Genomic DNA, 13786 nt, shown 5'->3' on the forward strand with positions numbered 1-13786 from the left:
ACCCTACGGGGCAGAAGCGACGTTTTCAGGAGAAACCAGGTGGCCTGAGCGGGGGATGCGCGTTCTGGAGCTGGGCGGCCAGGCCCAGCAGGTGCGGTTCGCCGCCGGGAGGGGCGACGATCTGGACACCGATGGGCATCGCGCTGGAGTGCGTCGCCACGGGGACGCTGATGGCGGGCCAGCCGCACATGTTCCAGGGGCCGGCGGTGGGGGCGTAGGTGACGTTCGTCCATGCGTTGCGCAGGAAGCCGCGCTCGCCCCAGCGCTCGGCCTTCGGCGGGACGGCGGCCAGGGCGGGCGTGATGAGCGCGTCGGCCTCGCCGAACCACTGGTCGGCGCCGTACCCGCGCCAGCGCTCCCGGCCGCGCACGCCGTCGAGCCCCAGCGCGCGCAGCACCCGGCCCGCACGGGCCAGCGCCCTGGTGCGGCGTTCGAGCCGGTCGGGGGCCTCGGCGGACTCGGCGGCCCTGACCAGCCAGGTCGCGACGGTGGCCGGGCCGAGCCACACGGGCAGCCTGCGCCCGTGCTCCACCACCGTGTGCCCGGCCACGCGCAACGTCTCGGCCGCCCCGCGCACCGCCGCCTGGAACTCCTTGTCCATCCGCATGCCGGCCGGCAGCGGCTGGGGCGCGTACGCCACCCGCAGGTCGAACGGCTCCGGGCCGGCAGGTGGCGGCTGCGGCTCCCACACCTCGTCGTCGTCCGCCCAGACCGAGCGCAGCATGCGCGGCGGCGGCTCCACCCGCTGCCCGCCGCGCCACGACTCCGCCAGCGCCGGGTCCGCCGCCAGCACCGACAGCACCAGCGCCAGGTCCGAGGCGGTGCGGGCCAGCGGGCCGTTCTCGGTGAGCCGGTCCCAGTCGTCCGCGGGCGGGGGCACCAGGCCCGCGCCCGGCTTGATCGCGAGCACGCCGCAGCACGCCGCCGGGATGCGCAGCGAGCCCATGCCGTCGTTGCCGAGCGCGATCGGCACCATGCCCGCCGCCACCGCCGCCGCGCTCCCCGATGACGAGCCGCCTGCCGTGCGTGACAGGTTCCAGGGGTTGCGGACGATGCCGTACGCGCTGTCGCCGAGCGCCACCAGCCCCAGCTCCGGCAGGTTGGTGAGGCCCACGATCACCGCGCCCGCCGCCCGCAGCCGCGCCACCGTCGCATGATCCTCCGGCGCGGGCGTGTGCGGGCCGGCGGCCGACCCGTGCAGCGTGGCCTCGCCCGCCACCTCAAGGTTGTCCTTCACCGCCACCGGCACGCCCGCCAGCGGCAGCTCGGCCAGGTCGCGCCGCTTCTGCAGCAGCCGCGCCTCGTGCACGGCCTGCTCCCTGACCCGCCGGAACGCTCCTACCCGGGGATCTCGCTCCGAGATGACGTGGAGGTGCTCCTCGACGACGGTCGTGGCCCCGACCTCACCATGCCGGACGGCCGTCGCTATCTCGATGGCGGACCTGCCTGCCCACAACATGAGAAGAGTGTGCAGCTTTTCACTCATCGTTGCGAGGGTCGATAGGGTCGATTCACGTGAACGGACCTTCGCTTGCCCTCCGCCAGCGTTCCCTGGGCGACCCCTCGGCCGAGTTCCCCCTGTTCCCGCCGCTGACGCGGGGCTGCCCCAAGACCAGCACCGACGAGATCGCCTATCCGCTGGACGTCGTCTACGACTACGCGAAGGTGGACCGGCGCCTGTTCGAGCAGGCGCCGGGGCCGGACCTGGCACGCTGGTCGCCGCTGCTGCCACCGCTGGACGCGCCCACGCTGGGCGAGGGCGGCACCCCGCTGGTGCCGTTCGGTGACGTCTACGTCAAGGACGAGTCGCGCAACCCGACGTGGTCGCACAAGGACCGGCTCAACCGGGTCGCCGTGAGCGCGGCCGTCGCCTCGGGGGCGCCGGGGGTGGTCGTGGCCTCCTCCGGCAACCACGGGGCCTCCGCCGCCGCCTACGCCGCCCGTGCCGGGCTGCCCGCCATCGTGCTGACCTCGGCCGACTCGCCGCCCGCCGTGCAGGCGTTCGTCCGCGCGTACGGGGCCAAGGTCGTCTCCATGCCTGGCGAGAAGCGGTGGCCGCTGCTGCGGGAGATCGTCGACCGCCTGGGGTATCACCCGGTCAGCAACCAGACCGTGACGCACACCGGGCATCCGTTCGGGCCCGAGGGCTACAAGACGATCGCGTACGAGCTGTTCCTGCAGCTCGGTGAGGTGCCCGCGGCCGTGTTCACGCCCACCGGCTACGCCGAGCTGCTCTACGGGGTGTGGAAGGGGTTCACGGAGCTGCTGCTGCTCGGGGTGACGGAGAAGGCGCCGCGGATGTTCTCCTGCGAGACGGCCGCCGGCGGGCCGCACGCCAAGGCGCTGGCCGCGGGCCTGCCCGCCGCCGTCGTCGAGCTGGGGCCCACCGACGCGTACGGCGTGGCAGGGTCGGTCGGCGGGCACCGGGGAGTCGTCGCCGTGCGCGACAGCGGCGGTGAGGCGGTGCTCGTGACCGACGAGGAGATGCGGCGGGCGCAGCGGGAGCTGGCGCGGGCGGGGTTGTGGCAGGAACTGTCCGGCACCGCGGGGCTGGCCGGGCACCGGCGGCTGCGCAGGGACTTCGACGGGCCCGTGGTGTGCATCGCCACGTCGAGCGGGTTCAAGGATCTGGGGGTGGGGGCCGAGCGCTACCCCGTCCTGGAGAACCCGACGCTGGACGACGTCACGCCTTGAGCCAGACGCGGAGGGGGCCGATCGTGGTGAAGCCGTGCCGCAGGGCGGGCGCCGGGTCGCTCTCGTAGCCGACCAGCGGGCGGCCGGGGAACAGCTCGGCCGCCGTCGCCAGCACGCCGCCCCAGTCGCCGAACACGTTCGACACGCCCACGGCCGGGCCGGTCGCCGTCAGGACCGCGCCGGAGCTCAGGTCGGGGGCGTGCACGATCGTCGCCTCGTCGAGGAGCGGCGGCAGGAACAGGTCCTTCATGCCGCACGCCCGCTCCCACCCGGCGAGCGCGGCCGCGTCGCGGACCACCCGCCAGTTCGTGCCGGCTCTCCCGGGGGCCTCACGATGGATCCACCGGGCCTCGAACAGCACCTCGAAGCCGGGCAGGTCGAGGGTGGCGAAGCTGTCCTTGATCGACGCGCCGGGGCCCGCGTCGAGGTGCGGGAGCAGGTCGGCGGCCGTCGCGCCGGGGGAGAGGGTGACGGCGTCGGGGTAGTACGGCGGGGTCCTGACGGGGCTGGTCCAGGCCAGGTCCGTGAACGTGCCCCGGATGCCGTGGGCGCGGCACATCAGGTCGCACCAGCGCGCGTTGTCCCTGGCCGCCTCGCGTCGCCAGTCGGTCATGGGGTGTTCCTCTTCGTACGGCGGGTCGGCCGGGCGGTGAGAGGGTCCTCCGGCCAGGGGTGTTTGGGGTAGCGGCCGCGCATCTCCGCGCGTACGTGACGGTAACCCTCACGCCAGAACGAGGCCAGGTCCGCGGTGACGGCGAGCGGGCGGCCCGCGGGGGAGAGCAGGTGGACCAGGACCGGGACGCCGGCGACGCGCGGGGTCTCCAGCCAGCCGAACAGCTCCTGGAGCTTGACCGCCAGCACCGGCTGCTCGCCCGAGTAGTCCAGGCGGACGCTGGAGCCGGTGGGGACCTCGATGCGCTCGGGAGCCACCTCGTCGAGGCGCTCGCTCCAGGGGATCAGGCGTCTCAGCGCCGTGGCGACGTCGATGCGCTCCACGTCGGCGCGGCGGCGGGCCCGGCTGAGCTCGGGCTCCAGCCACTGGTCGGCGAGGCCGGCGAGGTCGTCCATCGAGGGCCAGGGGGCGCCGATCGCGCGGTGGCAGAACGCCAGGCGGTCGCGCAGGTCCCTGGCCTGCTTCGTCCAGGTGAGGAGCTCCTCGGTGCGCAGGCCGTGCAGGATGGCGTCGCGGACGTCGGCGTCCTTGAGCGGGGTGGCCGAGAGCTCGATCGCGCCGAGGCGCTCGACCCGGAGGGCGGAGACGTCGCCCCTGCGCTCGCCCGGCGGGACGCGCCAGGTGATCTCGTCCTCCGTCGTGGTGCCCAGCGCCGCTCTCGCGGTGGCCTCGTCGATGACGACGGCCTGCCTGATGCGGGCCGAGGCCGAGCCGGTGGGGCGGTCGGCGATCGCGATGGCCAGCCATTCGGCGGTCCGGAGCCTGGAGCCGTCCGGGAGCTGGGCCTGGGTGCCCGAGGCCATGAGGTAGCCGCCGCCGCGCCGGCGCGCCACCCGCTCGGGGAACGCCAGCGCCACCGCCGTCCCGGCCAGCGCGTCGCCATGGTGGGCCTTCGCGGTGGCGCGGGCGTCGGTGGTGGTGCGGCTGTCCCCGGCGGTGCGGGCGTCTGCGGCGGTACGGCTTTTCGCGGTGGCGCGGGCTGCTGCGGCGGTGCGGCGCAGGCGGGAGGACTCCTGGCGCCAGCGGGAGGCGAAGCCGGTGCCGCCGCGGCGGGCCGCGCGCCAGACCTCCACCAGGTCGTCGGACGCGTCGCGGGGCAGTGGCTCCGACAGCAGGGCCACCACCTCGGCGGCCTCGGGGCCGAGGTCGAGCAGGACCCTGGCCAGGCGCGGGTGCACGCCGGCGAGCGCCATCCGCCGCCCGCGCTCCGTCACCCGCACACGCTCCTCCTCGGGCCGCGGGAGGGTGAGGGCACCGAGCGCGTCCAGGGTGCGCAGGGCGGCGGACAGGGCGGCGGGTGGTGGCGGGTCCAGCAGGGCCAGGCTCGACGCGTCAGGATCGCCCCAGCAGGCCGCCTGCAGCGCGAAGCCCGTCAGGTCGGCGAGCGCGATCTCCGGGCGGGCGTGGTCGGCCAGGCGGTCGTGGTCGGCGGCCGGCCAGCAGCGGTAGACCGTCCCGGGAGCCTCGCGGCCCGCGCGGCCGGCGCGCTGGGTGGCCGAGGCCTTGGAGACGCGGACCGTGGTGAGGGAGCCCAAGCCGCGGGCGTGATCCGTACGAGGCTCGCGGGCCAGGCCCGAGTCCACCACCACGCGCACGCCGGGAACGGTCAGGCTGGACTCGGCGACCGACGTGGCCAGCACCACCCGGCGAGCCGGGCCGGGGCGCAGCACGGCGTCCTGGACGTGGGCCGGCGCCTGGCCGTGGACCTGAAGGAGATGCTCCACGTCGCCCGCCAGCATCCCCGCCACCTTGGCGATCTCGCCCACGCCCGGCAGGAAGCAGAGCACGTCGCCGTCCCGCTCCGCCAGCGCCCGGCGCACGACCGCGGCGACGTGCGAGAGCAGCACGGGGTCGACGCGCAGGCCGTGGGGCGGGGCGACCGGGCGCGGCGGCGGGGCCCAGACAGTCTCCACGGGGTGGGCGGCGCCGGTGGCGGCGACGATCGGGCCGCCGATCAGGTCGGCCCACGGCCGGGCGTCGGCGGTGGCGGAGGTGGCCAGCAGGCGCAGGTCGGGGCGGAGCGTCTGGCGTACGTCGAGGAGGAACGCCAGCGCCGTGTCCGCGTCGAGGTGGCGCTCGTGGCACTCGTCGAGCACGACCGCGTCCACGCCGGCCAGCTCCTGGTCGCGCTGGAGCCGCTGGAGCAGCACGCCGGTGGTGACGACCTCGACCATGGGGTTCGCGCCCACGTGCCGCTCGCCCCTGATCGTGTAGCTGACGCCCATGCGGCGGGCCGCCGCGCGTACGGCCAGCCGGCGCGGCTCCGCCACCACGACGCGCAGGCCCGCCTCGGCCAGGGCCAGGGGGACCACGGTGGTCTTGCCGGTGCCGGGCGGGGCGGTCAGGACCGCGCTGCCGTGCCGGTCCAGCGCGGAGAGCAGCTCGGGCAGGACGCGCCGGATCGGCAGCACCTCCGGCGGCGAGGCGGCGTCGTCAGGCATGGGCCCCGGCGGGCAGGGGGAGCGCGGCGGTCAGGACCGCGTCGAGCAGGCCGGGGAAGCGGCTCTCCAGGTCGTCGCGGCGCAGGCTCATGTACTTCAGCCGGCCCTCCTGCTTGGTCAGGACGACGCCGGCCTCGCGCAGCGTGCGGTAGTGGTGCGAGGCGGTCGACTTGTGCACGCCGAGGTCGTCGCCCGCGACCGTGCACGTCATCTCACCGGCCGCGGCGAGGCGGATCACGATCTCGAGGCGTACGGGGTCGCTGAGGGCTCGCAGAACCTCCGTGAGCTGGATGTTCTCCGTGGACGGATGCGGCAGCAGGCGCATGCTGAAACCCTATCTCCGTTTTATTGTTTGACAACTATCCAACTATAGGTCAGTTTGATGGGCGTCCAACTGAAGGCTGGAGGCTCCATGAGTTCACGGCTCTATCCGATGGCGGCCGGAAATTTCGCGATCGGTACGGGCATGTTCGTGACCGCCGGGCTGCTGCCGCCCATCTCCGCGGACCTGGGGGTCTCCCGGTCCGCCGCGGGGCAGCTCATGACCGTGTTCGCGCTGGCGTACGCCCTGTTATCGCCGATGCTCGCCGCGCTGACCGCACGGATGTCGCGCAGGACGGTGTTGCTGGTGGCCATGGGGGTGTTCGTAGTGGGCAACACGCTGACGGCGCTGGCTCCCACGTACACGCTGGTCATGCTGACCCGGGTGGTCGCGGCGGCGGGCGCGGCCATGTTCACGCCCACGTCGTCGGCCGTGGCGAACGCGCTGACCGAGCCCGAGCGGCGCGGGCGGGCGCTGGCGCTGGTGATGGGCGGGCTGAGCGTGTCGTCGGCCATCGGGGTGCCGCTCGGCACCTGGCTGGGCGAGGCGGCCGGGTGGCGGGCCACCCTCTGGATGGTCGCGGGGCTCGGGCTGGTCGGGCTGCTGGGGGTCGCCGTGCTGGTGCCGGAGGTGCGGATCCCGGTGTCGGGGCGGTTGCGGGAGCGGTTCGAGCCGTTGCGGGACCGGCGGGTGCTGGCGGTGATGGTGACGCAATTGCTGATGTTCGCGGCGGGCTTCACCGCCTACACCTACATCGGGTCGCTGTTCGATCTGCCGCTGCCCGCGCTGCTGTGGGCGTGGGGGCTGGGCGGCATCGTGGGGAACGCGCTCGGCGGGCGGCTCACCGACGCGTACGGGCCGCGCCGGATGATCCTCGCCGGGCTGGGCACGTCCGTGGTGTTCCTGGCGCTGATCCCGGTCGCGAACCTGGCCATCCCCGTCGCGCTGGTCTGGGCCTTCCTGTGGGGCGCGACCGGATGGCTGGTGGCGCCCGCGCAGCAGTTCAGGACCGTCACGGCGGTGCCGGGCAACGTGCCGATCGGGCTGGGGCTGCTGTCGTCGGCGCAGTACGTCGGGCTGTTCGTGGCGGGGCTGGCCGGCGGCGCGGCGCTGGAGTCGTACGGCCGGGTGGGGGTGGTCGTGGTGTCCACCGGGTTCGGGCTGGTGGCGCTGCTGTTCACGCTGGCCACCTACCGGGAGCGGCCGAAGGTGAGCGTGCCCGCTACCTAAGTAGGGGCTCATTCCGCCGGGATGTTCGCCAGAATGTCGGATGTGTCTGACGAACGGGACCCGCGTGACGAGCCCCTGTCCGGTGACGCGGGGCAGGCTCCCGCGCCGCCCGGCGGCGATCCACGCGACGAGCCCGCCCCCTTCGGCGCCGTCGTGCTGCTGACGGCCGCCGCGGCGGTGGGGGTCATGGTGCTCGGGGCGCTGGCGCCCTCGGCGCTGAACCTGAAGTTCCTGCTGTTCGGGCCGATCGCCCTCGTCCTGTTCGAGATCGCCGTGCACGAGGTGTGGTGGAAGCGGTGGTGGGGGGCGATCCCCGGCGCGGTGCTGGGGCTCGCGATCTACTTCGAGGGCCGCACGGCGCTGGCCGACATCGTCGGGGACGCCTGGGCGCATCCGGCCGCGTACGTCACCGCCTGGACCCTCTTCGCGGCCGTCTTCGCCTGGGCCAGCCGCTACCCCCGCACGTTCTCCTGAGAGCCGGCCAGCAGGCGCGCGAGGTCCTCAAGGAGCTTGGCGTCGGCGGCCAGATGGGCCTGCGCGTTGTCGAAGAGCGCGTCCGCCAGCGGCGACAGGCCCGCCTTGGCCTCGCGGCCGGCGGCCAGGGCCGCGCGCTCGGCCTCCACCGCCCGCGAGGCCGCCGCGACCAGGTCCCCGGCCTCGCCCGTGTCCAGCAGGGCGTGCCAGCGCAGGGCCAGGGCGAAGTCCGAGCGGGTGGAGTGGGGCGGGGCGGCGAGCGCCTTGCGTAGCAGGTCGCGCAGGGTGCGGCGGCCCTCCGGGGTGATCGCGTAGACGCGGCGGAGGCGGTCGCCGGTGCGTTCCTGCGAGAACGTCCGCGCCAGGCCCTCCAGCTCCAGCTTCGCCAGCGCGTGGTAGACCGAGCCGGGCTTCACGCCGGTCCACTGGTCGAGGGCGCCGGCCGTCACGACCTGGTTGATCTCGTAGCCGTGCTTGGGGCCCTCGTTGAGCAGGCCGAGCACGAGCAGCCGGGTGGATGACGCCGACACGGGGAACACCTCCACTGAATAGTCAACGTTGACCATATCAGGATGATCGTGCTCTCATTGCTCCAAGTCGAATAGTCAACTTGGAGTATCGAATGATGCGACGGCGGATGGACCGGTTCGTGGGCGCGTACGCGGACCTGGGCCGCTTCAGCGGTGCCGTGCTGGTCGCGCGGGGCGAGAAGGTGCTGTTCACGAAGGGGTACGGGTCGGCGGACCACGAGCGCGGGGTGCCGAACCGGCCGGACACGGCGTTCCGGATCGGGTCGCAGACGAAGACGTTCACCGCGATGGCGATCCTGCAGCTCAAGGAGCGCGGGCTGGTGCGGACGGACGACCCGCTGGCCAGGCACCTGCCCGGCTATCCCCACGGCGAGCGGATCACCCTGCATCACCTGCTCACGAACTCCTCCGGCATCCCCGACTACATCACGACCGAGGGGTTCACCCGCGTCATGGGGACGGCCGTGACGCGGCGGGAGCTCATCGACGCCTTCAAGGACCGGCCGCTGCTGTTCGAGCCGGGCGCGGGCGTGAGTTACAGCAACTCGGGGTGGGTGCTGCTGGGCGAGGTGATCGAGCGGGTGTCGGGGCTGGCGTACGGCGACTACCTGCGCGAGCACGTCTTCGAGCCGCTGGGGATGGAGCGCAGCGGCCTGGTGGGCGACGCGAAGGGGTACCTGTACGTGGACGGGCGGGTCGAGCCGGCCCCGTACCTGGACAACTCCCGCCAGGACGCGGCGGGGGCGCTCTGCTCCACCGTGACGGACCTGCACCGGTGGCGGCTGCGGGTGCCCGACGAGCTCGTCGGGCCGTACGTCGACAGCGACGGGATCGCCTACGGGTACGGGTGCGCGTCCGGCCAGGGGCGGATCGAGAGCTCAGGGGGGACCATCGGGTTCGTCGGCGTCTCGGCGCGTTACCCGGCCGACGACCTGTTCGTCTGCGTGCTGGCGAACTTCGAGAACGCCGCCTTCTCCGAGATCGAGCGGGGGCTGGCGGCGATCGCCAGGGGCGAGCCGTACGAGCCGCCGGCCGCGCGGGCCTTCGTGAGCGTGGACCCCGCCTTGTTCGACCGGTACGCCGGCCGTTACACCATGCGTTTCCTGGGACGTACCTCGACCATGGACGTGACCAGGGACGGCGAGCGGCTCATGGTCGAGGTGCACGGCCTTGCCAGGACCGAGCTGCGGCCGATGTCGGCGACGCGGTACTTCGCCCGCATGAAGGGGGAGGTCGAGCTGGACTTCCGCGAGGGCGGCGAGGTCGCGCTGAACTGGGCGGGGCGCGAGGTGACCGCCCACCGGGTCTCCTCCTCGTAGGGGACGGCCGGTAGGCCCGCAGGGGGACGACCCGCGGCGGCCCGCCCGCCTACGGTCGGCCGCATGTTCAACGACCACGTGACATTCCGCCGCGTCACGGCGGGCACTCTGCTCGTCGTGGCCCCGCTCCTGCAGGCCGTGGCCGTCGTCGTCGACCCCGGCACCTGGGGCGACGACCGGGAGGCCGTCAGCTTCGGCGACAACCCCGCGCTGGCCCAGACCCAGTCCGTGCTCTACCACTGGAGCTGGATGCTGATGGCCGTCGCCGTCATCGGCCTGATGCACCTGACCAGGCGCAGGGCCACCCGGCTCGGCCACGTGTCGGGCGTGCTGGCGGTGATCGGCTATCTCCAGCTCTCCGGGCTGCTGCTGATCGACCCCGTCGAGTGGTACCTGGGACGGCACAACAGCCCCGAGGAGGCCCAGCGGATCCTCGACGAGATGCTGAACCTGCCCGGGGTCACCTTCGGGTTCCAGATGCCGTGGATGTTCTTCGGCTTCGTCGGGCTGCCGCTGCTGACCGTGGCGGTGTGGCGGGCCGGGTTCGTCGGGTGGTGGGTGCCGCTGGTGGTGGCCGCCGGGTACCTCGGCGGCTTCCTGGTCGAGTACGGGCCGCTGACGGTGCCGTTCTGGACCGCGCCCGTCGTCGCCCTGGGCTGGACCGGGGTGAGGGTGCTGCGCATGGGCGACGACGCCTGGGCGGGCTACTACCAGGTCAGCCGATCGCCGGAATCCAGCCGGCGGTGACCGCGAGGATGATGAAGAAGCCGAGGATGATCCGGTAGATCACGAAGGGCGTGAAGCGGTGGGTGCTGATGTAGCGCAGGAACCACGCCACCGCCGCGTACCCCACGATGAACGAGACGATCGTGGCCACGATCGTGGGCCCCCAGTCGGGCGCGTTCTGGCCGCCGATCTCGAACAGCTCCAGCAGGCCCGAGGCGAAGACGGCCGGCATGGCCAGCAGGAACGAGTACTTGGCCGCGTCCTCGCGGCGGTAGTCGAGCAGCAGGCCGGCCGTCGTGGTGCCGCCAGAGCGGGACACGCCCGGGATGAGGGCGAGCGCCTGGGCGAAGCCGTAGATCAGGGCGTGGGTGATGCTGAGGTGCTTCTCCAGCGTGAGCTTGTTGCGGGCGGTGCGGTCGGCGTACCACAGGATGAGCGCGAAGACGATCAGCGTGGTGCCCACCAGGCGCAGGTCGCGGAAGACCGTCTCGATCTGGTCCTTCAGCACCAGGCCGAGCACGCCGATGGGCAGAGTGCCGATGATGATGTACCAGCCCATGCGGGCGGCCCAGTGGCTGCGCAGCTCCTTGACGAACAGCGAGCGCGTCCACGTCGAGATGATCTGCCAGAGCTCCTGCCGGAAGTAGATCACGACGGCCAGCTCCGTGCCGATCTGGATGACCGCCGTGAACGCCGCCCCCGGGTCGCGCCAGCCGGCGAAGGCGGAGACCACCCGGATGTGGGCGCTGGAGGAGATCGGCAGGAACTCCGTGAGCCCCTGGACCAACCCCAAGATCACCGCTTCTAGCCAGCCGATCACGACTCCACCTCTCGTGCACGCGGGAGTGACGAGGGTGAGGTTAGCGGAATCGGGGGCCCGGCAATCGCTCTCGTCCGCCGCGATGCCGGCCGGTACGCGGAAGGCGGCCAGGGCCGCGTCCGTCCCGGCCGGTGGACGATCCCCGCAGTTCATCGGAAATTAGCACGATGTTCGCCCGGCGAGCCGCCGGGGCGAACTAGCGCTTCCAGACGTGGGCGTTCGCGCGCGCGTAGTCCGCGAAGTCGCGGGCCGGGCGGCCGAGCGCCTCCCGCACCCCGTCCGTCACGGTGGCGTTGCGGCCGTCCAGGATGTCGGTGAACAGGTGGCCCAGCCCCTCCGCCGCCTCGCGCGGCACCCCGTGCTCCACGGCCGCCGTCACGTACTCCTCCGGCGTGACCCGGACGAACGTGATCTCCCTGCCGATGATCTCCGTCAGCTCCGTGGCCACGTCCGCGAACGTCAGCAGCCTCGGCCCTGTCATCTCGTACACCTTGCCCGCGTGCCCGTCCTGGGTGAGCGCGGCCACGGCCACGTCCACGATGTCCTCCACGTCCAGGAACGGCTCGGGCACGTCGGCGGCGGGCAGCGCGATCACGCCGTCGAGCACCGAGCCGAGCAGGAAGTCCTCGCTGAAGTTCTGCATGAACCAGCTGCAGCGCAGCACCGTCCACTCGGCCCCGGACTCCGCCAGGGTGCGCTCGCTGGCCTGCGCCTCCGGCTCGCCCCTGCCGGACAGCAGGACCAGCTTGCGCACGCCGTTGCGGACGGCCAGCTCGGTGAACGCCTTGACGTCGTCGTACGCGCCGGGGAAGGCCAGGTCGGGATAGTAGGACACGTAGACGGCCGTCACGCCGTCGAGCGCTGCCTGCCAGGTGCCGCGATCCTGCCAGTCGAAGGCGGGGGTGGCGGAGCGGGAGCCCACACGTACGGGCAGGCCGAGCGAGGTGAGCCGGTCAGCGATGCGGCGGCCGGTCTTGCCGGTGCCGCCGAGTACCAAAGTCGTCATGCATCTAGTAAGCCCCGATACCGATAAGACTCTCCATGGTTGAGAAGCGCAATCCCATATGCGATCGTCTAGCCCATGGACCAGCTCGCGGCGCTCCTCGACGGCCCGAGAGCCCACGGCGCCTTCCTGCTCCGCTCGCTCCTGGACCCGCCCTGGTCGCTGCGCATCCAGGACGAGGCCCCGCTGTCGGTGATCGCGCAGGTGCGGGGCGAGTCGTGGGTCATGTTCGACGGCGGTGAGCCCTTACGGCTGGAGTCCGGGCAGGTGGCCATCGCGCGGGGGCCGGAGCCGTACACGGTGGCCGACGACCCCGGCACCAAGCCGCAGGTCGTCATCCACCCCGGCCAGCACTGCACCACGCTCGACGGCGAGATCCTCTACCAGAGCCTCGACCTGGGGCTGCGGACGTGGGGCAACAGCGCCGACGGCCGCACCGTGCTGCTCACCGGCACCTACAACCTGGAGGGAGAGGTCAGCAGGCGGCTGCTCGAAGCGCTGCCCCAGCTCATCGTGGAGCCGGGTGGCCCGATCATCTCGCTGCTCGGCGCGGAGATCGTCAAGGACGAGCCGGGGCAGGAGGCGGTCCTCGACCGGCTGCTGGACCTGCTGCTCATCGCCGTTCTGCGGGCCCACTTCGCCGCGCACGAGGCGCCCGGCTGGTACCGCGCGATGGGCGACCCGGTGGTCGGCAAGGCCATGCGCATGCTGCACAACAACCCGGCCCACCCGTGGACGGTGGCCGCGCTGGCCGCCGAGGTGGGCGTCTCCAGGGCCGCGCTGGCCAGGCGCTTCACCGAGCTGGTCGGCGAGCCGCCGATGTCCTTCCTCACCGACTGGCGCCTGGCCCTGGCGGCCGACCTGCTGCGCGAGCCGGACGCCACGATCGGCTCGGTGGCCAGGAAGGTCGGGTACGGCAGCCCGTTCGCGCTCAGCGCGGCCTTCAAGCGGGTGCGCGGCGTCAGCCCGCAGGAATACCGGGCGGCGACGGCAGCGGGGGCCAAGTGAAACCCCTGCTCCTGCTGGACGTGGACGGGGTGCTCAACCCCATGGGCCGCCCCACGCCCGACTTCCGCCGCTACCGCTGCACCATCGGCACCGACGTCTACACCGTGCACCTCAACCCGCGCCACGGCCGCCGCCTGCTGGAGCTCGCCCTGGCCACCGGCTCCGAGCTGGTCTGGGCCACCACCTGGGAACACCACGCCAACGACTGGATCGCTCCCCGGATCGGCCTGCCGTCGCTGCCGGTCATCTCCATGGGCTCCGCCTCCGGCGCGCCCGTCAGCGAGCACGGGGAGATGTTCAAGACGCCGCACGTGGCGGCGTACGCGGGGCAGCGGCCGTTCGTCTGGTTCGACGACCAGGTGTGGGCGGAGGACGAGGAGTACCTCAGGGTCCATCAGGGTCTGGCCGACTTCCTGCTCGTCCACGTGGATCCCATGCAGGGACTGACCAGCCGACATCTGGGCATGGCACATGAATGGCTGACCCTTACAGGGTTTTCTCAGGGTTCCTGACGGGAGTCTTGCGGCCACGCTGTCCGTTTTCCAG

The 13786-nt window shown here is 72.9% G+C and carries 14 protein-coding genes; 7 read left to right on the plus strand and 7 right to left on the minus strand.

Features of this window, described 5'->3' with window-relative positions:
- Nucleotides 1–25: 25 nt before the first annotated feature.
- Nucleotides 26–1486 carry an amidase family protein gene (locus AB0I79_RS50270; RefSeq protein ID WP_357889900.1) on the minus strand — a complete coding sequence of 487 codons (1461 nt, stop codon included), beginning with the start codon at nt 1484–1486 and terminating at the stop codon, nt 26–28.
- A gap of 29 nt (nt 1487–1515) precedes the next feature.
- Here AB0I79_RS50270 and AB0I79_RS50275 point away from each other — a divergent pair, with 29 nt between their 5' ends.
- Entirely contained in the window at nt 1516–2694 is a 1179-nt protein-coding gene (locus AB0I79_RS50275) for a pyridoxal-phosphate dependent enzyme (RefSeq protein ID WP_357889903.1), read from the plus strand.
- Here the strand turns inward: AB0I79_RS50275 and AB0I79_RS50280 are convergent.
- The 3 genes from AB0I79_RS50280 to AB0I79_RS50290 are packed head-to-tail and all read right to left on the minus strand — an operon-like array spanning nt 2684 to nt 6133.
- The gene (locus tag AB0I79_RS50280) at nt 2684–3307 is read right to left on the minus strand and encodes a hypothetical protein (RefSeq protein WP_357889905.1); all 624 of its coding nucleotides are present in this window, start codon (nt 3305–3307) and stop codon (nt 2684–2686) included. The two genes, AB0I79_RS50275 and AB0I79_RS50280, sit on opposite strands and share 11 nt — an antisense overlap.
- Nucleotides 3304–5808 (minus strand): ATP-dependent helicase HrpB, encoded by a 2505-nt coding sequence (gene hrpB, locus AB0I79_RS50285; protein WP_357889908.1) that lies wholly within the window; start codon nt 5806–5808, stop codon nt 3304–3306. Before hrpB ends, AB0I79_RS50280 begins: the two co-directional genes overlap by 4 nt.
- On the minus strand, nt 5801–6133 hold the full coding sequence (locus AB0I79_RS50290; protein ID WP_357889911.1) for a helix-turn-helix transcriptional regulator: 333 nt from the start codon (nt 6131–6133) through the stop codon (nt 5801–5803). Before AB0I79_RS50290 ends, hrpB begins: the two co-directional genes overlap by 8 nt.
- Before the next feature lie 87 nt (nt 6134–6220).
- Between AB0I79_RS50290 and AB0I79_RS50295 the strand changes: the two genes are divergently transcribed.
- Nucleotides 6221–7360 carry an MFS transporter gene (locus AB0I79_RS50295; RefSeq protein ID WP_357889914.1) on the plus strand — a complete coding sequence of 380 codons (1140 nt, stop codon included), beginning with the start codon at nt 6221–6223 and terminating at the stop codon, nt 7358–7360.
- Between the two features lie 42 nt (nt 7361–7402).
- Nucleotides 7403–7834 carry a hypothetical protein gene (locus tag AB0I79_RS50300; RefSeq protein ID WP_357889917.1) on the plus strand — a complete coding sequence of 144 codons (432 nt, stop codon included), beginning with the start codon at nt 7403–7405 and terminating at the stop codon, nt 7832–7834.
- Here AB0I79_RS50300 and AB0I79_RS50305 read toward each other — a convergent pair.
- Nucleotides 7813–8400, minus strand: coding sequence for a PadR family transcriptional regulator (locus tag AB0I79_RS50305; RefSeq protein ID WP_357889920.1), 588 nt, complete (start codon nt 8398–8400; stop codon nt 7813–7815). The two genes, AB0I79_RS50300 and AB0I79_RS50305, sit on opposite strands and share 22 nt — an antisense overlap.
- A gap of 56 nt (nt 8401–8456) precedes the next feature.
- Between AB0I79_RS50305 and AB0I79_RS50310 the strand changes: the two genes are divergently transcribed.
- Nucleotides 8457–9683: a serine hydrolase domain-containing protein gene (locus AB0I79_RS50310; RefSeq protein ID WP_357889923.1), complete on the plus strand. Its 1227-nt coding sequence runs from the start codon at nt 8457–8459 to the stop codon at nt 9681–9683.
- Between the two features lie 63 nt (nt 9684–9746).
- Entirely contained in the window at nt 9747–10430 is a 684-nt protein-coding gene (locus tag AB0I79_RS50315; protein ID WP_357889926.1) for a hypothetical protein, read from the plus strand.
- On the opposite strand, the gene AB0I79_RS50320 is transcribed toward AB0I79_RS50315, so the two are convergent.
- Nucleotides 10399–11229: an undecaprenyl-diphosphate phosphatase gene (locus tag AB0I79_RS50320; RefSeq protein ID WP_357889929.1), complete on the minus strand. Its 831-nt coding sequence runs from the start codon at nt 11227–11229 to the stop codon at nt 10399–10401. The two genes, AB0I79_RS50315 and AB0I79_RS50320, sit on opposite strands and share 32 nt — an antisense overlap.
- A 196-nt stretch (nt 11230–11425) precedes the next feature.
- On the minus strand, nt 11426–12235 hold the full coding sequence (locus AB0I79_RS50325; protein WP_357889932.1) for an NmrA family transcriptional regulator: 810 nt from the start codon (nt 12233–12235) through the stop codon (nt 11426–11428).
- 75 nt (nt 12236–12310) lie between these two features.
- Here AB0I79_RS50325 and AB0I79_RS50330 point away from each other — a divergent pair, with 75 nt between their 5' ends.
- Together AB0I79_RS50330 and AB0I79_RS50335 are read left to right on the plus strand one after the other, a co-directional pair.
- Nucleotides 12311–13240 (plus strand): AraC family transcriptional regulator, encoded by a 930-nt coding sequence (locus AB0I79_RS50330; protein ID WP_357889935.1) that lies wholly within the window; start codon nt 12311–12313, stop codon nt 13238–13240.
- Complete coding sequence (locus AB0I79_RS50335) at nt 13237–13752, plus strand: HAD domain-containing protein (protein ID WP_357889938.1); 516 nt, start codon at nt 13237–13239, stop codon at nt 13750–13752. The genes AB0I79_RS50330 and AB0I79_RS50335 overlap by 4 nt, the downstream gene beginning before the upstream one ends.
- Nucleotides 13753–13786: the final 34 nt, after the last annotated feature.

The sequence above is a fragment of the Nonomuraea sp. NPDC050202 genome, from assembly GCF_040656115.1.
Classification (GTDB): Bacteria; Actinomycetota; Actinomycetes; order Streptosporangiales; family Streptosporangiaceae; genus Nonomuraea.

What these genes read in the sequence shown, in the direction of transcription:
- AB0I79_RS50270 (WP_357889900.1), bottom strand. Translation starts at nt 1,486, where the DNA reads ATGAGTGAAAAGCTGCACACTCTTCTCATGTTGTGGGCAGGCAGGTCC.
- AB0I79_RS50280 (WP_357889905.1), bottom strand. Translation starts at nt 3,307, where the DNA reads ATGACCGACTGGCGACGCGAGGCGGCCAGGGACAACGCGCGCTGGTGC.
- hrpB (WP_357889908.1), bottom strand. Translation starts at nt 5,808, where the DNA reads ATGCCTGACGACGCCGCCTCGCCGCCGGAGGTGCTGCCGATCCGGCGC.
- AB0I79_RS50290 (WP_357889911.1), bottom strand. Translation starts at nt 6,133, where the DNA reads ATGCGCCTGCTGCCGCATCCGTCCACGGAGAACATCCAGCTCACGGAG.
- AB0I79_RS50295 (WP_357889914.1), top strand. Translation starts at nt 6,221, where the DNA reads ATGAGTTCACGGCTCTATCCGATGGCGGCCGGAAATTTCGCGATCGGT.
- AB0I79_RS50305 (WP_357889920.1), bottom strand. Translation starts at nt 8,400, where the DNA reads ATGGTCAACGTTGACTATTCAGTGGAGGTGTTCCCCGTGTCGGCGTCA.
- AB0I79_RS50310 (WP_357889923.1), top strand. Translation starts at nt 8,457, where the DNA reads ATGATGCGACGGCGGATGGACCGGTTCGTGGGCGCGTACGCGGACCTG.
- AB0I79_RS50315 (WP_357889926.1), top strand. Translation starts at nt 9,747, where the DNA reads ATGTTCAACGACCACGTGACATTCCGCCGCGTCACGGCGGGCACTCTG.
- AB0I79_RS50325 (WP_357889932.1), bottom strand. Translation starts at nt 12,235, where the DNA reads ATGACGACTTTGGTACTCGGCGGCACCGGCAAGACCGGCCGCCGCATC.
- AB0I79_RS50330 (WP_357889935.1), top strand. Translation starts at nt 12,311, where the DNA reads ATGGACCAGCTCGCGGCGCTCCTCGACGGCCCGAGAGCCCACGGCGCC.